This is a genomic window from Gelidibacter sediminis, assembly GCF_004364975.1.
Lineage (GTDB): Bacteria > Bacteroidota > Bacteroidia > Flavobacteriales > Flavobacteriaceae > Gelidibacter > Gelidibacter sediminis.
Genome location: NZ_SOBW01000007.1, coordinates 1,175,318 through 1,193,182 on the forward strand (window position 1 = coordinate 1,175,318; position 17,865 = coordinate 1,193,182).

Sequence of the window (17,865 nt, forward strand, 5' to 3'; positions counted from 1 at the left end):
GATGCTAAAATTTCAAATTGTTGCGTGCCAAAACAAAAATCCACAGAAAAGTTACTGTGGATTTTTAAAAATTGAATAAATAAACTTAAAGTTCTTTCTAATTAACAGTGCTCATTATAGGCGTCTACAAGATTTTCTGCAATTAATTGAGCAGGTCTGCCTTCAATATGGTGACGCTCTAACATGTGCACCAATTCGCCATTTTTAAACAAGGCCATACAAGGTGAACTTGGAGGAAACGGTACCATGTGCTCTCTCGCTTTGTCAACAGCTTCTTTGTCAACGCCTGCAAATACAGTCACAATATGATCTGGACGTTTCGCATTTTGCAAGCTCATTCTTGCTCCTGGGCGTGCATTTGCTGCAGCACAGCCACATACCGAATTAACTACGATTAAAGTGGTACCTTCTTTTGCTAAAGCTGAATCAACGTCTTGAGCGGTTTGTAATTCTTCAAATCCAACTTTGGTCAAGTCTTCTCGCATTGGTTTTACTAATTCTGCTGGATACATATATTTAAATTTTTCATGATTAATATTAGACCTCGATACTTCGAGACTGCAAAGGTAATGAAAATATCGCTTTATAGTGAGTTAGTTGGTAGTGAGATTGAATGCTGTCATTTGTGTTTTCAATACAAATTTCAATTGGAAATGTCATTTAAAAAGCACGAACTATAGTATATTTGAAATTCAAAAAATTAAATCATACAGATGAATTTTTCAAAATGGATAGGTGCTGGTTTAGGATGGTCTTTTGGAGGCCCGATTGGCGCTATTATTGGCCTGGTTTTAGGCAGTATTGTGGATTCTATTTCAGGTAATGGGACGCCGCTTTTGGGCGATTGGCAGACTGATCAGAAGCAGCGCCCAACCTATGGACGCCAAACTCAGGCACGGCCACAAACTCAACCAGGAGATTTTGAGGTCAGTCTTTTAATTTTAGCGTCAGTAGTAATTAAGGCTGATGGACATCAAGATCAACGTGAGCTGGACTATGTACGTCAGCAATTTGTAGGCATGTATGGCCAAGACCGTGCTAACCGTGCATTTAAATTGTTTAAGGGTATCAACCAACAGCAAATTCCAGTACGCCAAGTGTGTTTGCAAATTCAAAGAATGATGGATCATGCATCGCGTTTGCAATTGTTGCATTTCTTATTTGGAATAGCCAAGGCAGATGGTATGGTTACAGATAGTGAGGTACGCCAAATCTATACTATCTCTGGATATTTGGGTATCAGTTCTCGCGATTTTGAAAGTATTAAAGCCATGTTTTATAGTAGTAGTGACAATGCCTATAAAATTCTTGAAATTACAAAAGAAGCCACAAATGATGAGATTAAAGCAGCCTATAGAAAAATGGCTAAAAAATATCACCCCGATCGCGTCATTCATTTAGGCGAAGAGCATCAAAAAGGAGCAGAAGACAAGTTCCGACAAGTGCAGGAGGCTTATGAAAAACTACAAAAGGAGCGAAAATTTTAATTATCAAATTTCTATTCAAGAGTGCGCAGCTGTTTAAAGTTCTTTAGGCTTTATACAATTTATTCATTAATTTAGAGATATAATCCCATCATAACTCAATTCAGGTGAATTGATAAGATGATATAACAGCTACTGCATGCAACTTATTCTAAGACCTCATACTTTAAAATTACGCCACACTTTTACAATTTCAAGAGAATCTCATGATGAGCAACCTTCATTAGTCGTTGAATTGAGAGAAGATGGTTTTTCTGGATATGGCGAAGCTACTTCAAACCCGTATTATAATATTGGGGTAGATGAGATGATGCGGGATCTAAGGCAAATAGAACCGCTTATTACAAATTCGGCAGGCATGGAGCTTGAAGAATTTTGGGAGAAAATGGATTCGCAATTGCCTAACAATAAGTTTGCCCTATGTGCCTTAGATTTGGCTTATAATGACCTCTATGCCCGCAAAGAAGGAAAGCGCTTATATGAGCTTTGGAACTATGATATTTCCAACAACCCTTTAACTGATTATACTATTGGAATTGATACTATTGAGAAAATGGTCTCTAAGATGGAAGAAATGCCATGGCCAATTTATAAAATCAAGTTAGGTTCTGATAGAGACATTGAGATTGTTAAGGAATTACGAAAGCATACCGATTCAGTTTTTAGGGTAGATGCCAATTGTGGATGGACCGTAGACGAAACCATTTCCAATGCCATTGCACTGAAAGAATTAGGTGTGGAATTTATAGAACAACCCTTGCCAGCAGACGATTGGGAAGGCCATAAAAAAGTATTTGAAAACTCTGTTTTACCTATAATTGCTGACGAAAGCTGTCAGGTTGAAGCAGACATCGACAAATGTTTCCAACATTTCCATGGCGTAAATGTGAAACTGACCAAGTGTGGCGGACTGACCCCGGCACGACGCATGTTGATGAAAGCGAGACAGTTGGGAATGCACACCATGGTGGGTTGTATGACTGAATCTACCGTAGGAATTTCGGCTATTGCCCATTTGTTGCCGTTGCTAGATTATGTAGATATGGATGGCGCGCTTTTGTTAGCTGAAGACATTGCTACTGGTGTTACTATTGAGAATGGGATAGTCCATTACAGCGATTTAAATGGGACAGGTGTTACTTTAACCGTAAAACGTAATGACCATTGAACATTTTCCAGATAGAATGGTTACAATTAAAGGTAAGCAATATCTTTATTTTGGGGGCACCTCTTATTTGGGAATGGCTACAAACTCTGAATTTCAACAATACTTAACTAATAGTATAAAACTATGGGGTACCGCCTATGGTAGTTCTAGAAATGCCAATATAAAATTGAGCATTTATGACATAGCGGAAACGGTATTGGCTAAGATTATTGGAGCTGATGCAGCACTGACCGTGTCATCTGGCACCCTAGCCGGAAAAATCGCAATAGATCATTTGTCCCAAAATCACAATACGTTTTACCATTACCCTAAAACCCATCCTGCAATTGTAAAACACTCGAGTTTGCCACTTTTCACAAATGGAAAATTGCATCCAAAATTGACTGATAATGTTGAAGAAGCTGTGGTCATTGCGGCCGACACCTTGCTTTCAATGGCCGTAAAACCTACAGATTTTGAATTTTTGAATGCTATTTCAACATCCAAACGCATTACCTTATTACTTGATGAATCCCATAGCTTAGGTATTGTTGGTGTGCGTGGAGAAGGAGCTTACAACAGCATCAATCATCCACGGATATCTCAAAAAATTATGATCAGCTCGTTAACAAAAGCCTATGGCTGTAGTGGTGGAGTTATTGCCGGTACAACTGACCTAGTGAAAATGCTTAAGGACGACCCTGTATTTATTTCTGCATCGGGGATGAATCCTATTTTCTTGCAAACCTTTGTTGATGCTCAACAACTATTGCAAAATCAACTTCAAAAATTACAGACGAATCTTCAGTTTTTATTTGGAGATGGTTTATTGTCAAAACAATTTATATATCACCAAGACTACCCCGTCATCTATTCGCATAGTGATAGGATCTACCCCTATTTGAAATCGAAGGGTATTATCATTACTAATTTTAAGTATCCCAATTATGACACGTTGATGAATCGAATTGTAGTTACGGCCAATCATACCACCGAAGATTTGGAACATTTAAAATCTGCGTTAAACCAGTTTCAAAAAGAAACCCTTCATTAAAATTTAATGAAGGGTTGTGAAATTAAATTTAAAAAGTTTAATAAAGTGCGTCCCACCATACAGGGGTTACTGGCGTTTGTTGATTAGCTTCAACATTTTCTCTATTCCTGTTCAATTCAGTAGAGGGGTAACTCGCACGTCTAAACCATTGACCGGCATATTCGCCACTGGAATCCTCTTCCTCACGAATTGTTAATCCTGTAAATACATCGTCAGAGAAATTATAGCGTCTATGATCTACAAAAGACTCAGGATTGAGGAAGTTATGGATGTATTTCTCTTTCATAATATGATGTAGCATCAAATTGGCAGCACCAACGGCTATAGCATTATCGGCCAAATAATTTGTGCCATCTACATCATATTTGTCCATACTTGCTGCTATGCCTGCCAAATAAGCATCATAAGCAGTGGCGTTAGAGCCCATGCTTGTTGTGGTACCTCCATTAGCTAAAAATGCAGCCTCAGCTTTAATAAATAGTGCTTCTGCATAACTAATAATCATAATTGGCGAATCAATATCAGTATAGTAACCACCTTCTACAAATCGGGCATTACCTGGAGTGCCATCAGGACTTACGCCGCCACCGCCACTAACAAAGCCTTTCCATTCAGTACTTCCAGCGTCAGTAGTGCCGAAACGAGGCAACCTAGGATCAATGTCTAACAAACCGCTTTGAAAAGGGTAGTAATCGCCATTCATAGAGCTCACCAATTGGCTGGCCAAATCATTGTGGAAATTACCTGTGTTTCTAGCCACAATTTCTTGAGCATACCACGGATTGATGGTACGTTCATTATACGACATTTGGAAATCATCGTCATTGGAGGTAAACCCGTTAACCACTGTGTTCAATACGTCATTTGCAGAAACTTTACCAGTGTTGACTAAATGTAGTTGATACCGGGCTTTTAATGTATACGCTGCCCGCAACCATTTGTCAGTATCACCTCCATATATTAAATCTTCACTACCTAGGCTCAGGTCAGAGGTGTCTGGCGCTTGCAGAGCAGCAATAGCGTTATCTAATAAAGAAAATATGTCATTATAAATGGATTCCTGACTATCAAAGGCCGGGAATAAATTTACCTCTCCTTGAGTTGCCTCTCGGTAGGGAATGTTGTCCCAAGTATCTGTAGCGATACCTAAATTTATTGCCGTTAATATATCAGCCACAGCGCCGTAATGAGTGGCGTTTGCTGCAGCCGCTTTTTCTTTTATTACCTTTAAGTTTGGTAGGGCATAAAGATAGATATTACTCCATAAAGACGCCGCTGAGGTTTCTCCAGCCGCGGTACCCCCTTGTCCCACAAAATTTTGTGCATAATTTCCAAATGTAAGTTCAGCAGAATACTGCCCTTGAATGGTTCTTAAAATTACGGGAGCCATCAGGTCACTTGCTCTAATTAACTCTTCCTGTGCTGTGCCTGAGGGTGTATTTACGTCAAAATATTCATCACTACAGGAGCCGACGCTCAAGATAAGTAATGCTATAAATGTTGTTTTTAGTATATTTTTCATCTTCGCTTTTTTTTAAAATCCTAATTTTATTCCAAAAGAATAACTTTCACTCAGTGGTGTACCTAAGCCCGTAAATCCGTAGACATTACTTCCGGCGCTATATTGGTTACCTTCAGGATCATAACCATCATAAGGGGTCCATAACAAAAGGTTATGGGCGCTAATTGAGAAACTTAAATTGTCCACTTTTAAAGTCTCTAATGCTTTTCCTTCAAAATGATAACTTAAGCCAACGTTACGTAATTTAACCCAAGAGGCATCTTGCACCAAGATTTCTGAAGCTCTGTTGTAACGGCCAGAATCACGGTAGTAATTTTGATCTACAAGACCAGGTATGGTGTTTGTAATGTATCCGCCACTACCATCATCCATAACCCCTTCAAAAACAACGTCTACATCTCTAACAACAGTAGCTTGAAGAACGCCATTTCTTAAAGCATTTCGTCGTCCGGCGTCATATAGATCACCACCTTTTTTCCATTCCAACAAGAAATTAAAACCGATGTTTTTGTATTTAAAGATGTTATTTATAGAAGCTATAAAGTCAGGGAAGGCATTTCCAACCTTTACACGTTCACTTAAATCTACTCTTGGTAAACCATCAGCTCCAATATACCGTTGTCCATTTTCATAGCGCCACTTGTATCCATACAAATCGCCCATATTATCTCCATCTCTAATTTCAGAAGTCACCCCAGCAAAACCTGAGTCGGCAAAAATAAGAGCGTCAATATCATCTGGTAATGACAATACTTTGCCTTCGTTTGTACTCCAATTAAAGATGGTTTCCCATTTAATATTGTCAGTATTTAAAATGTTATAAGAAACTAACAATTCGTGTCCGGAGGTTTCAAAATCGCCAGCATTTCTGGTAATTCCAGCTAAACCTGTAGAATACGCTGTGCCTACTGTAAAAATTTGGTTTTTGACACGGGTTTTATAATAGGCGTAATCAACACGGAGTCTGTTTTTAAAGAATCGTAAATCTGTACCAATTTCAAAAGATCTGTTTTTCTCTGGTGTAATATTATTGTCTCCAATGGTGATATCGGCACGATACCCGCCAGCGCCATTAAATGGAAAGTTGCTATCTGAAACAAAGTTTTGACCTACTTGTCCAAACAATGGTCCTTTTCCTACTTCAGCCCAAGAGCCTCTAAGTTTACCAAAGGTGAAGAATTCACTTTCTTTGTCTAACAATTCGTGGAAATCATAAGCTAAACTGACAGATGGGTAAAAGAAGGATCGATTTTCTTTTGGTAATGTAGAGACCCAGTCATTTCTACCTGTGATAGTTAAGAACAATTGGTTTTTGTAATCTATCTTTAATTCTCCAAAAACCCCTACATTTCTCAATTGTGTAACAGTTTTGTCTGCAAAAATATTAATGGTATTTGCGATGTCATTAATTCCAGGAACATTTAATGTTTCTCCTCTAATCATGGCATAATCTCTTTTCGAATCTGAGATTTGATTCCCTAAGGTCAAGGTTGTTCCAAAATCTTCAGACCATTCTTTTTCAAAAGAGACCAATAGATTTGATTCCAAGCCTAAGAAATTAATGTTTTGATTTACAATAAAGCCACCTACTGCAGCACCTGCATCAAGATCTGGTGCTACAAACCTATTTCTCTGATCAGAATAATTATCTACCTGTGCCGCATATGTTACGTTTATCCAATCTTTTGGAGCCCAATTTAAGGTGACGTTTCCAACCCATCTATTAACATCATCCGTTAATGGACTCGTTTCTAATAAATATCTTGGATTGTCAATAATCCCAAATGAATAGTTTCGTTGCGTGCCATTAGGGTTGATATAATCGTTTATTGGGAATGTTGCTGAATAATAGGACAGAGAACTAAAAACCGACTTATCACCTCCATTACCGCGTTTACCGCCCGCATTGGTATAACTAAGTGACGAATTGATGTTGAATTTGTCATTTATTTTATAACCCGCCTTAAAGCGTAAGGTTGTCTTATTATAATCTGTGTTAGGAAGCACTCCTTTTTCACTGTCGTTACCAACAGAGAAATAATAATCCATTTTTTCAGAGGCGCCACTGATATTGAAATCTACTTGCGTATTGACACCGGACTGAAATAAGTCAAAAGGATCATAAAACCTATCGCCAGTAAGATCTATTGTTTCTCCACCTACCACGGCGCTATCTGCGCTATATTCTGGACCCCATGAGTAAAAGGAAGTTCCCCCAAGCCTCGTAAATCCCGTATCCGTTTCTGGCGTGTATAGGGTTCTTGGAAGACCACTGAAACCTTCACGGAATTTGGTTTGCAGTTCTGGTGTGGTATTAATTTCTCTAAATGTTGTTGATGCCGTTATACCAACCTTAGCCTTGCCGAGTTTCCCTTTTTTAGTGGTAATGATAATGGCACCATTAGCAGCCCTAACTCCATAAAGGGCGGTGGCAGCAGCACCTTTTAGCACGTTGTAACTTTCAATATCTTCAGGATTGATATCAGAACCTCTATTGGTAAATGAGAATTGTTCTGAACTGCTAGGCGAATTAGAACCTGCGCTTGGCAATACAGACCCTGAAAAGGTGTCATTATCTAAAGCTAAACCGTCAATAATAATAAGTGGTTGGTTGCTTCTATTAGGGTTAACCGAAGTTATTCCTCGAATCAAAATATCAATACCTCCACCTGAAGAGCCTGAGGTTTGACTGATTTGAACGCCCGCCACACGTCCCTGTAAGCCAGAAAGAGCATCCGTTTGTCCAGTAAGATCAATGTCTTCAGTTTTTACTTGGGTAACTGAGTAACCCAACTCGCGCGTTTCTCTCTTAATTCCGAAGGCGGTCACAACCACCTCATTTAAAGAGCTCGTATCTTCTTCCATTGTTAAATTTATAACAGATTCAGAAACGGTCCTCTCAACTTTTTTATAGCCGACATAAGAGAACACTAAAACATCTCCGGAAGAAGCATTGATGGAATAATCACCATCAAAATTTGTGGTGGCACCTTTTGTTGTGCCTTTTACTAGGATGTTTACACCTGCCATTGGAACATTATTCGCATCAGTTACAACACCAGTAACGGTAATGGTTTGAGCGAATAACATAAAACACGCAGAAGTAAAAAAAACTAGTAGTGTGAGGGTAGTTTTTTTTTGCATAATTTGAATTGTTTGTGTTAGACTAGCTTAGTAAATGTAAGAAAATAAAAGGTAAAATCCTTAACAATATGATTCTATGACAATTGTAATACACGTTAACGGGTTGTGATTTATCACTTTAGTTTATCGTTATATGCAATTCATTATAAATAATTTTAAATTTATAGACAGATTTCCAAACCCCTTCATTGTATGAAACAAGTTTCTTCTATTCCAAATGTCACAAAGCTTTTTGGTCGTTATTATGTTTTTATGATACTCTCATTAGTCCTTGTCAATTGCAAGTCTGCAAAAATATCTAAACATCTTCATCACACTTTAAATTCAAGTTTTTACGACAACCAATTTACTGGACTCATGGTGTATAATCCAAAAACTAAAGACACAGTATTTAGCCATAATGGAAACCGCTATTTTACACCGGCCAGCAATACAAAAATATTCACTTTATATACAGCCTTGCAATACTTACCTGACCAAATCCCAGCATTGAAATACGCAATTGATCAGGACACTTTAATTGTGAAAGGTACAGGAGACCCTAGTTTTTTGCATCCGTATTTTAAAGATAGTACAGCCCTTAATTTCATGAAATCCTTTAATGCTATTCAACTTGTTACCGCTAATTATCACAATGAAAAATTTGGACCAGGTTGGGCTTGGGAAGATTATGATATGTATTATAGCCCTGAACGGAGTGCGTTTCCTATGTATGGCAATGTTGCTACCATTTGGAATACGGGACAATTAGCCACCTACCCTGAGTTTTTAAAAGGAAAGACCACCTATTCGGAGTTGAATAGTCGAAGAGATTTTAACACGAATACATTCTTTTATAAAATCACGAGAAAAGATACCATTGAGGTGCCTTTTGTGGTCGATTCAACCCTGCTACGACAGCTATGGGATGATCTGCTACCGGGGAAGGTTAAAATTATTCCGAATACCAAAACGAAAACAGATCAAACCCTCTATAGTGTTGCTTCGGACAGTGTGTATAAACGCATGATGCAGGTAAGCGACAACTTTTTGGCCGAACAACTATTGATTTTAGCATCTTCCACAGTTTCTGACACCTTGGATGCGGATAAGGTTAGAAAGTCTATTCTCGACAAGCAGTTGAACGATTTAAAACAAAAACCATATTGGGTGGATGGTTCAGGCCTGAGTCGATACAACCTCTTTACCCCGCTATCATTTGTGCAGGTTTTGGAGAAACTTTATGCTGACATTCCACGGGAGCGATTGTTTAATTTTTTCCCAGTGGGTGGTAAAAGCGGTACAATCAAAAGTTGGTATGCTGGCAATACAGTGCCCTATGTTTATGCTAAAACAGGCACCGTAGGCAATGTTCATTGTTTAAGTGGCTATTTGCTCACCAACTCTGGCGAGGTTTTGATCTTTAGTTTTATGAATAATAATTACAGAACTTCCACAACAAAAGTTAAGGAACAGATGCAAACAGTTCTGGAATATTTACGTGATACTTACTAAAATAAGGTTATTTGCCATAGAAGATTGCGTTCTTAAAATTACTTTCTTTAGTCTTTAAATTGATTAAAAAACCATTGACCACAGCATAATCCACAGTGCCATCTTTTTGGAGCACAAAATTTGGATTGTTGCCAATATTCACATAAAATCCAGGTACTTTTTGATCCTTATCCAAAATATTAATGGGTAAGGATACCGCTTTGTCTTTTTGCGTAAAGTCAGCGACGCGTACATAAGTGTACCCTGATTTAAGCAGCTTATAAAGGTCCATTTTTTGCAATTCTTTAAATGAAGTAATGAGCTCAGGATAGACCTTGCCTTCAATCAATCGGTATCCGGTAGCATCTACAGTGTCGTAGCCATAAAAGGTTGAAAGATCCCCTTTTTCTACAATGCTGCCCACATTATAGAAACCCTCATTATTTTTATCTTGCACTTCCAGATGATTGATCCCGAGATCTAAAATATAATTCTTACCGAGTAATTTATGAGTGAACCGTTCTATTTTTAAATCGAATAATTTACGATCGTTCTGTGGAATCTTTTCGTAATCTTCAATAGGAATGTTTTTATAATCGCCATTCGCAATTATATAACAGGCAGACAAAATGGATACAAAATTTAGTTTTCTAATTTCCTGTTTTTCAACATCATTTTTATAACCACCAGATTCGATTAGAATTGCGCTCGTTCCCCATTTTTGGATGTTGTCTCCGAAGGCTCTAGGTTCAAAATCATCATTATAGCGCCCCACTTGTCCTGGTGCATACTTTTGAATGATAGAGTTCATAAATACAATTACTTTCATAGCATTGCCACGCACCTCATTGATGTCTTTTTCATAATTGTAGGCTGGTGCCAAGTAGGAGATTGTCGCAGGTTTTGGCGTACGCTCTGCATTGTAATAAATGCTTTGATCGTGAAGATTGAACCCAAAATCAGCATCCAAACTGTCTCTAATCCGTTTTAAAATTTGACCTTCGGGCGATTGTAACATTAGGGCATCCCTGTTAATGTCTATGCCCAGAGCATTACGCCTGGTAAATACCTCGGCTCCATCAGGATTCAGCATCGGTATGAAATGAAGGGTCAGTTTGCTCAACAATTCTTCTTTTTCAGCCTTAAAATCAGAACTGTTCAAAAAATTAAAAATATCGAAAATGGCCTGAGTGGCGGTAGGTTCATCGCCATGCATCTGCGACCATAAGAACACACTGGTATCACCAGAGCCAACACTTATTAAACTGATACTTTTACCTTTAATGCTTTCTCCCACTTGTTTAACAGTATAAGCAGGATTACTCTTTAAATTATTGATAAGCGGCTGGATTTCATCATGTTTAATGCGGCGTTTGTCCAAACTCGGTTCTTTGTATTTAGAATAACTGTCATAAAGACTTGTAGTCATATCTTTAACTTGTGCCGTTGCTGAGAAAGACAATACAGCAATGATTAAGGAGAGAATGTATTTCATAATTATTGAATCGTTTTAATAGGTGCTGACTTTAATTTTAATGCTTTTGTTCCTTTTTTGACGGCTTTCATGAAGTCTTCTCCAGGATCCGTTTTTTCAGTTCGATAGCCTTCATCAACTTCCATCCATAACTCATGATCTTCAAAATTAGTATATTCGTAATGACCAATAAGATATTCTATGGGGTATTTTTCAGTTAAATACTTCACCAACCAAATGTTGGCTTTTATTTGGGCTTTAGTTAAGGGGACACCTTCTGTACCGCCTACATTCTCAACGCCAATAGCCGTATGGTTTAAACCAATAACATGACGCGCCATGGTGGTTTCAGGCATTAAACGGTAAATGGTGCCATCCAAATCTACCAGAAAATGTGACGAAACATTTAAATTACTGGCATTCACCAAATCCGGTCTGCTCGGTAAAGTTGTAGGGTAGAAAGCGTTAAATGATTTTTCAAGGGTTGGAATTGCGGTCCAATGTAGCACAATCATTCTAGGCACTATATTTGGATTAGCTTGTTCCAGTCCATAGCGTGACGCTAAATATGCATTGGTGAGTTGAATGCGCTCTTCATTAAAGATTATTGGCTTATCCACTATGGTCTTGGTAGTACCACAGGCGAATAGGAACAGGAGCGTGATGTAAAGAAGCGTATATTTCATTAGGTAACGATTGATATAAACCAAAGTTAACGAAATTATTGTTTACAGTTTAGCGCATTCAATCTAGCCTCTAAACAAAAAGAAGTCATCCTTCATATCTTCAATTTGTGCATCTTCATTGGTGATGATGTAATCTATGGCTTGAGAGGTAAACGCGTTACCTTTTTCAGTTAGCGAGACGATTTTATTATTGATAATTATCATATTGTTTTTGAGCGCTAAATCTAAAACAGTTTCACTTTTAACTTTTTGCCAATTGATGTGTTCATTCAAATGGTTTACATGACGCTCCCGTTCTTCAGTATGGTTTTTAAGGTGAAGTAAAAAGGTGAGCAATGATACTTCAATACGTTGTTGCTTGTCACGATACATTACGGCAATAAGTCCTTTGCTAGGTGCCAAAAGATATACAAATAAAAACAGCACTCCAAGCATGGTCGTAATGGACCCTGCAATGGAGGCATCTAGCCAATGCGCCACCCAATATCCAGTAATGGCACTAAATACGCCAAAAAACACGGCAAGTCCGAGCATTTTTTTCAAATCTGTGGTCAGCAAGTAGGCAGAGGCGGCAGGGGCAATCATTAAAGCAACGACTAATATGGCACCAACGGCATCAAATGCACCTACGGTAGTAACTGATGATACGGTCATCAGTCCGTAATGCATAATTAAGGGAGAAAACCCCAACGAAGCAGATAAACCTGGGTCAAAGGTGCTGATTTTTAATTCTTTGAAGAACGCGATCAACAGGCTGATGGTAATCATCAAAATAATTCCAATTACCCACAACGATTTTGGACCAATATCAGTACCGGCAACGGTTAGCCGATCAAAGGGCGCAAAGGCCAATTCTCCCAATAAAACAGCGTCAACATCTAAATGTACATCATTGGCGTTTTTAGCAATCATAATGACGCCAATACTGAATAAGGCAGGGAATACCAGTCCTATAGCAGTGTCCTCTTTAACGAGTCCTGTTTTCTGTATACGTTCCACTAAAGCCACCGTAATAACACCGGTAAATGCGGCCAATAATATCAGCCACGGCGAGTTGAGGTCTTGCGTGATAAAAAAACCAACCACAATGCCTGGCAAAATAGAATGACTTATGGCGTCACTGATCATGGCCATTTTACGAAGCACCAAAAAGGTTCCAGGTATAGCGCAAGCGATGGCTACCAAACTTGCAATGAGTTGTATTTCAAACTGGGCGCTATTCATGCTTTTTGATATTTTGGTTGTAAAGGTTAGCTGCAGTTTCAAACCCTTCTTCAGTTAAGTACCACATAGTGCCATCTATGGTCACATAATTTTTATCGACCAATTTTTGAAGTGTTTTCCGGGTAAAACCTTGAAAATTATTTAAAATTTTGATGGTATGCGGATGAGAAATATCATCGTGCGTTTCTGCAATATGATACATAAACGACAAGGTTTTTTGAAGTTCTAAGTCTCGTCTATTGCTGATAAATCTTATTTGACGAAATAATAATCCACGGCTAGGCGAGAAAATAAAGGAAAAGATTACAAATACGGAGGCTACCAATACAATGACGGGACCTGTCGACAAATTGTCCTGACTAGCGCTGATGGCGGTTCCAAAGACTCCAGAAAACGCCCCAAAAACAGCAGCCAGCACTACCATGGTGCTCAAATTGTTGGTCCATTGTCTAGCAGCTGCGGCAGGTGCTAATAACATAGCACTCATGAGCACAACACCAACAGTCTGTAGTCCTAAAACAATAGCCAAGACAATAAATGTGGTGATGAGAATGTCGATAAATTTTGTATTAAAACCGAGTGTTTTGGTATAATCGGCATCAAAAAGTAAAAGTTTAAATTCCTTCCAAAATAAGAACATGACCACCACACAAATGCCGGTAATAATAGCCATGAGCCATACGTCACTTTCGACAAGTGTAGCGGCTTGTCCGAATAGATATTTATCCAAACCTGCCTGATTGGCATTGGGTTGCTTTTGGATGAAGGTGAGTAAGAGCATTCCAAATCCAAAGAATAGAGAAAGGATTAAACCTAAGGCCGTATCTGACTTTAAATGCGTTTTATTAATAATGCCTCTAATCCAAAATGTACCGAGGAGTCCGCTGACCAAGGCACCAATCAATAATGTATTACTGTCTTTAGCGCCAGTTATCAAAAATGCCAAAGCAATTCCGGGCAGGGCTGCATGAGAGATGGCATCGCCCAGTAAACTCTGTTTTCGGAGTACTGCAAAACTACCGAGCATACCTGTAACGGCCCCCAAAATGGCTGTGCCTAGCGTGATGGTGCGTAATGTGTAATCACTGAAGACTAAAGAAAAGTACTCTTGTAAGTTCATAATCTGTTCTTGCTTATGCGGGAATCTTAGGTTTTTTTCCTGAGATGGACTGCTAACTGCCAACTCATTTCTGTACACTTACTTTATAATTAATACCATAAGTTTTGGTTAAATTATCGTCATTATAAATATCCATAACGGGACCAGTGGCAATTTTTTTTACGTTTAAAAAGGTTACCCAATCAAAATATTCTGGAACTGTCTGTAGATCATGATGGACCACGACCACGGTTTTTCCCGCTTTACGTAACTCCTTTAAAATATTGATAATGGCTATTTCAGTTGTGGCATCCACTCCTTGGAAAGGCTCATCCATAAAATAGATGGAAGCCTCCTGTACTAATGCTCTTGCCAAAAAGATACGTTGCTGTTGCCCACCGGAAAGTTGACTGATTTGCCTGCTCTTAAACGCGAGCATGCCTACTTTCTCTAGTGCTTCCAAGGCTGCTTTCTTTTCGTTCACACCCGGACGTTTAATCCACCCCAAGCTTCCATAGGTGCCCATCATGACCACGTCTAATGCGGTGGTCGGAAAATCCCAATCCACACTCCCTTTTTGAGGCACGTAGGCCACCAACGACCGTTGTTTGTGATAGGGTTTACCGTAAATACTAACACTGCCTGCAATGGGTTTGAGAATGCCTAAAATGGCTTTGATTAAAGTGGACTTGCCAGCGCCATTAGGCCCGACGATTGCCATTAAAACACCTTCAGGAATCTCGAGGTCAATATCCCAAAGTACAGGCTTGTAGTTATAGGCCACTGTTAAATCGTCAACCTTAACGGCTAAATTGCCTTTATTGAGCGCATGTTCATCTGTATGGGTATCCATTAGTATTGGGTTTTAATCACTTTAATTTATTCTAGTGCTCAAGGGATGCGACACGTGAAATATTAGGTTATGATGGTCGCAACATTGTAGGTTATTGCAATGCCTTTACAATGGTATTGACGTTATGTTTAAACATCCCAATGTAAGTGCCTTCCGGAGTACCTCTTGTGCCTAAAGCATCCGAAAATAGTGTCCCTCCAATTTCCACATGATGGTTTTTGGAGTTTACAGCGGCCTGAAGTGCTTCAATGGTGCGTCTCGGAACTGAACTTTCTACAAAAATGGCTTTGATGTTTTTTTTAATGATAAAGCTTGCTAAGTTTTGGACATCTTGAACGCCAGCTTCAGTTGCTGTTGATAAACCTTGGAGGCCAACAACTTCAAAGCCGTAAGCCTTGCCAAAATAATTAAACGCGTCGTGGGCAGTGACCAGAATGCGTTTCTCCTTAGGCAAGGTTTCGATAGTTGCCCTGATTTCGGCATCTAGGGCTCCTAATTGTTCCAAATAATTTTTGCCGTTTTCTTCAAAAACAGCGGTATTACCAGGATCTGCTTCTGATAACTTTTCTACAACAAACGCGGTAATGAGCTCCCAATTATGTACATCAAACCAAATATGTGGGTCATAATTTGATGCAAAATATTCTGAGCCAATTAATGTTTTTGGATCCAATGCATCCGATACAGCAATGGTTTGTAAGTTTTGGCTTTGCATTTTCTCAAAAACCTCTACGAGTTTCCCTTCCAAATGTAAGCCTCCGTAAAAAATCAAATCGGCACTGACTAACTTAGAGACATCACCTTCACTAGCTTTGTAGAGATGTGGGTCCACACCAGTACCCATTAATCCCTGAATGTTCAGTTTGTCGCCTCCTATTTGTGTGACCAAATCTGTAATTAAGGTAGTTGTGGTGACAACGTTGAGGTTGCCATTATTATTTTGATCATTTTTACAACTGAAAATCAAGCTTATAAAAATCGTTATTAGTAGTATATTTTTCATTTGGTATGCTTTTTTGTTGGGATTCTATAACTGGCGCCTGCACTTAGCAATATATCTTGTCCTTTGGTTATGCTACTTCCAACTGACGCATCGAGCTGTAGATTGTCAGAAATTAAATACGTTAATCCTGCATCCCAAAAATGGTTTGCTATATGATGTTCTTGGATATCACCATATAGCTCAGTATAAACCCCAAATTGATTGGTAATTTCAAATCCATACGCAATCGTATAAATATAGGCGATTTCAGGGGAATCATGTTTCCACGCTGCCCCAATATTGTAGCCTATGCTTGATTTATCATTTAAGGTATGATTAAACGCAAAAGTAACATCTGCGCCAGTTGTTTCTGGTTTGTAATCTGTACTCGCCATAAACGGAAGGTGTAAGTGACCCAAAAAGCCGATTTCAGGAATCCATCCGTTTGCTTGTACAATGGTTGTTTTAAAACCTACAAGAAGAGGATGGAAGCCGCTAGAAATGTCTTTAAACTGGTTTGCATTGCTGCCAATGCTCTCCTCTGCAAAATTGCAACCGACTCGCAATTCTAAATTACGGATTATCCCGTAGCGAAGTAGTGTTGTGTTGTATGTAAAAGTCTCCCTTTTAATGCTGTTTTCTTCATAGGACTCATAAAAGCTGCCCGTTTCTATTTGGAGCATACCTTTAGTTATTGCTGTTGGAGATTCGGTGGCATCTGGACGGTCAGTTATTAAAGGCTCTGTAAACACGTTCTCCTGTGCAACTGTAGCCTCATTGCCCATTCCAATGGATAGAATGAAAATTAATTTTTTCATAAGTCTAAATATAAGTTACGAATGTACTAAAAAAAATTAAATCTAGGTGAGATGGAGTAATAAAGTGAGTATTTGTCAGATTTTAAGCTTTACAGGAGCGCATTAATTTTAACAAATCCTGGCTTATAACTTTATTGTTGTTTAGATAAGTCTAAAAATAAGTTCACCATTATATATTCTTATATTTGTTTGAGATAAGAAAACCATGATTACACTCACTGAAGAAAATTATATAAAGGCGATTTTTCATCTGGGCAACCAAGGCTCAGTAACTGTAAGTACAAATGCTCTTGCAGAAGCGATGAATACAAAAGCCTCATCTGCCACTGATATGATTAAAAAATTGGCGGAAAAAAATTATGCCAATTATAAAAAGTATCAAGGTGTTAGTCTCACTGCTGATGGGAAAAGAGTGGCGGTAAATATTATCAGGAAGCATCGTCTATGGGAAGTGTTTTTAGTGGATAAACTCAACTTTACCTGGGACCAAGTTCACGATGTTGCGGAACAATTAGAGCATATCAAATCTCAGAAACTTATTGATGAGCTCGATGCTTTTTTAGATTTCCCCACCCATGATCCTCATGGCGACCCTATTCCGGATAAACATGGGAAGTTTGAGCACGTAGAAAAAACAAGCCTCTCCAATGCGAAGGAGGGAGTCAACTATATTTGTGTGGGTGTCAATGATAGTTCTGTGGATTTTCTCAAATATTTGAATAACAATGCCATTGCGCTTGGTACCGTCATAAAAGTGTTACACAAAGAACCTTTTGACCATTCCATTAAGATTGCTATTGAGGGTCGGGAACTTATGGTGTCTCAAATTGTAGGAAAGAACTTGTTTCTAAAAGAAAATTAAGTCGGGAATTGTCATTATAGCGGAGTTGTCATTCCGACGCAAG

General features: G+C 38.7%; 15 protein-coding genes. 5 read left to right on the plus strand and 10 right to left on the minus strand.

What is annotated here, in order from left to right; translation table 11 throughout:
* Nucleotides 1-101 precede the first annotated feature (101 nt).
* Nucleotides 102-512, minus strand: coding sequence for a BrxA/BrxB family bacilliredoxin (locus tag BXY82_RS05035; RefSeq protein WP_133757070.1), 411 nt, complete (start codon nt 510-512; stop codon nt 102-104).
* A 201-nt stretch (nt 513-713) separates the two neighbouring features.
* On the opposite strand from BXY82_RS05035, the gene BXY82_RS05040 reads away from it, so the two are divergent.
* The 3 genes from BXY82_RS05040 (at nt 714) to BXY82_RS05050 (ending at nt 3,685) form a co-directional block, all read left to right on the plus strand.
* Entirely contained in the window at nt 714-1,487 is a 774-nt protein-coding gene (locus BXY82_RS05040) for a DnaJ domain-containing protein (RefSeq protein WP_133757071.1), read from the plus strand.
* 136 nt (nt 1,488-1,623) lie between these two features.
* Complete coding sequence (locus tag BXY82_RS05045) at nt 1,624-2,652, plus strand: dipeptide epimerase (RefSeq protein ID WP_133757072.1); 1,029 nt, start codon at nt 1,624-1,626, stop codon at nt 2,650-2,652.
* On the plus strand, nt 2,642-3,685 hold the full coding sequence (locus BXY82_RS05050; RefSeq protein WP_133757073.1) for an aminotransferase class I/II-fold pyridoxal phosphate-dependent enzyme: 1,044 nt from the start codon (nt 2,642-2,644) through the stop codon (nt 3,683-3,685). Before BXY82_RS05045 ends, BXY82_RS05050 begins: the two co-directional genes overlap by 11 nt.
* Before the next feature lie 37 nt (nt 3,686-3,722).
* On the opposite strand, the gene BXY82_RS05055 is transcribed toward BXY82_RS05050, so the two are convergent.
* Together BXY82_RS05055 and BXY82_RS05060 are read right to left on the minus strand one after the other, a co-directional pair.
* Nucleotides 3,723-5,207, minus strand: a complete 1,485-nt coding sequence (locus BXY82_RS05055; protein ID WP_133757074.1) for a SusD/RagB family nutrient-binding outer membrane lipoprotein — start codon at nt 5,205-5,207, stop codon at nt 3,723-3,725.
* Nucleotides 5,208-5,219: 12 nt separating this feature from the next.
* Nucleotides 5,220-8,351, minus strand: coding sequence for a SusC/RagA family TonB-linked outer membrane protein (locus tag BXY82_RS05060; protein WP_243835685.1), 3,132 nt, complete (start codon nt 8,349-8,351; stop codon nt 5,220-5,222).
* Nucleotides 8,352-8,543: 192 nt separating this feature from the next.
* On the opposite strand from BXY82_RS05060, the gene BXY82_RS05065 reads away from it, so the two are divergent.
* Nucleotides 8,544-9,845: a D-alanyl-D-alanine carboxypeptidase/D-alanyl-D-alanine-endopeptidase gene (locus BXY82_RS05065; RefSeq protein WP_133757075.1), complete on the plus strand. Its 1,302-nt coding sequence runs from the start codon at nt 8,544-8,546 to the stop codon at nt 9,843-9,845.
* Nucleotides 9,846-9,852: 7 nt separating this feature from the next.
* Here BXY82_RS05065 and BXY82_RS05070 read toward each other — a convergent pair whose 3' ends face one another.
* The 7 genes from BXY82_RS05070 to BXY82_RS05100 all read right to left on the minus strand — a co-directional run bounded on the left by BXY82_RS05070 (nt 9,853) and on the right by BXY82_RS05100 (nt 16,960).
* Nucleotides 9,853-11,319, minus strand: a complete 1,467-nt coding sequence (locus BXY82_RS05070; RefSeq protein ID WP_133757076.1) for a M14 family metallopeptidase — start codon at nt 11,317-11,319, stop codon at nt 9,853-9,855.
* Between the two features lie 2 nt (nt 11,320-11,321).
* Nucleotides 11,322-11,984, minus strand: a complete 663-nt coding sequence (locus BXY82_RS05075; RefSeq protein ID WP_133757077.1) for a peptidoglycan recognition protein family protein — start codon at nt 11,982-11,984, stop codon at nt 11,322-11,324.
* A gap of 63 nt (nt 11,985-12,047) precedes the next feature.
* Entirely contained in the window at nt 12,048-13,208 is a 1,161-nt protein-coding gene (locus tag BXY82_RS05080) for a metal ABC transporter permease (RefSeq protein WP_133757078.1), read from the minus strand.
* Complete coding sequence (locus BXY82_RS05085; protein WP_133757079.1) at nt 13,201-14,328, minus strand: metal ABC transporter permease; 1,128 nt, start codon at nt 14,326-14,328, stop codon at nt 13,201-13,203. Before BXY82_RS05085 ends, BXY82_RS05080 begins: the two co-directional genes overlap by 8 nt.
* 64 nt (nt 14,329-14,392) lie before the next feature.
* A complete protein-coding gene (locus tag BXY82_RS05090) occupies nt 14,393-15,160 on the minus strand; it encodes a metal ABC transporter ATP-binding protein (RefSeq protein WP_133757080.1) in 768 nt (255 codons plus the stop codon).
* A 91-nt stretch (nt 15,161-15,251) separates the two neighbouring features.
* Nucleotides 15,252-16,163: a metal ABC transporter solute-binding protein, Zn/Mn family gene (locus BXY82_RS05095; RefSeq protein WP_133757081.1), complete on the minus strand. Its 912-nt coding sequence runs from the start codon at nt 16,161-16,163 to the stop codon at nt 15,252-15,254.
* Nucleotides 16,160-16,960: a transporter gene (locus BXY82_RS05100; protein ID WP_133757082.1), complete on the minus strand. Its 801-nt coding sequence runs from the start codon at nt 16,958-16,960 to the stop codon at nt 16,160-16,162. Before BXY82_RS05100 ends, BXY82_RS05095 begins: the two co-directional genes overlap by 4 nt.
* A gap of 205 nt (nt 16,961-17,165) precedes the next feature.
* Between BXY82_RS05100 and BXY82_RS05105 the strand changes: the two genes are divergently transcribed.
* Nucleotides 17,166-17,822, plus strand: a complete 657-nt coding sequence (locus BXY82_RS05105; protein WP_133757083.1) for a metal-dependent transcriptional regulator — start codon at nt 17,166-17,168, stop codon at nt 17,820-17,822.
* Nucleotides 17,823-17,865 lie beyond the last annotated feature (43 nt).

What these genes read in the sequence shown, in the direction of transcription:
- BXY82_RS05090 (WP_133757080.1), bottom strand. Translation starts at nt 15,160, where the DNA reads ATGGATACCCATACAGATGAACATGCGCTCAATAAAGGCAATTTAGCC.
- BXY82_RS05035 (WP_133757070.1), bottom strand. Translation starts at nt 512, where the DNA reads ATGTATCCAGCAGAATTAGTAAAACCAATGCGAGAAGACTTGACCAAA.
- BXY82_RS05055 (WP_133757074.1), bottom strand. Translation starts at nt 5,207, where the DNA reads ATGAAAAATATACTAAAAACAACATTTATAGCATTACTTATCTTGAGC.
- BXY82_RS05095 (WP_133757081.1), bottom strand. Translation starts at nt 16,163, where the DNA reads ATGAAAAATATACTACTAATAACGATTTTTATAAGCTTGATTTTCAGT.
- BXY82_RS05105 (WP_133757083.1), top strand. Translation starts at nt 17,166, where the DNA reads ATGATTACACTCACTGAAGAAAATTATATAAAGGCGATTTTTCATCTG.
- BXY82_RS05040 (WP_133757071.1), top strand. Translation starts at nt 714, where the DNA reads ATGAATTTTTCAAAATGGATAGGTGCTGGTTTAGGATGGTCTTTTGGA.
- BXY82_RS05075 (WP_133757077.1), bottom strand. Translation starts at nt 11,984, where the DNA reads ATGAAATATACGCTTCTTTACATCACGCTCCTGTTCCTATTCGCCTGT.
- BXY82_RS05065 (WP_133757075.1), top strand. Translation starts at nt 8,544, where the DNA reads ATGAAACAAGTTTCTTCTATTCCAAATGTCACAAAGCTTTTTGGTCGT.
- BXY82_RS05070 (WP_133757076.1), bottom strand. Translation starts at nt 11,319, where the DNA reads ATGAAATACATTCTCTCCTTAATCATTGCTGTATTGTCTTTCTCAGCA.
- BXY82_RS05060 (WP_243835685.1), bottom strand. Translation starts at nt 8,351, where the DNA reads ATGCAAAAAAAAACTACCCTCACACTACTAGTTTTTTTTACTTCTGCG.
- BXY82_RS05080 (WP_133757078.1), bottom strand. Translation starts at nt 13,208, where the DNA reads ATGAATAGCGCCCAGTTTGAAATACAACTCATTGCAAGTTTGGTAGCC.
- BXY82_RS05045 (WP_133757072.1), top strand. Translation starts at nt 1,624, where the DNA reads ATGCAACTTATTCTAAGACCTCATACTTTAAAATTACGCCACACTTTT.
- BXY82_RS05085 (WP_133757079.1), bottom strand. Translation starts at nt 14,328, where the DNA reads ATGAACTTACAAGAGTACTTTTCTTTAGTCTTCAGTGATTACACATTA.
- BXY82_RS05050 (WP_133757073.1), top strand. Translation starts at nt 2,642, where the DNA reads ATGACCATTGAACATTTTCCAGATAGAATGGTTACAATTAAAGGTAAG.
- BXY82_RS05100 (WP_133757082.1), bottom strand. Translation starts at nt 16,960, where the DNA reads ATGAAAAAATTAATTTTCATTCTATCCATTGGAATGGGCAATGAGGCT.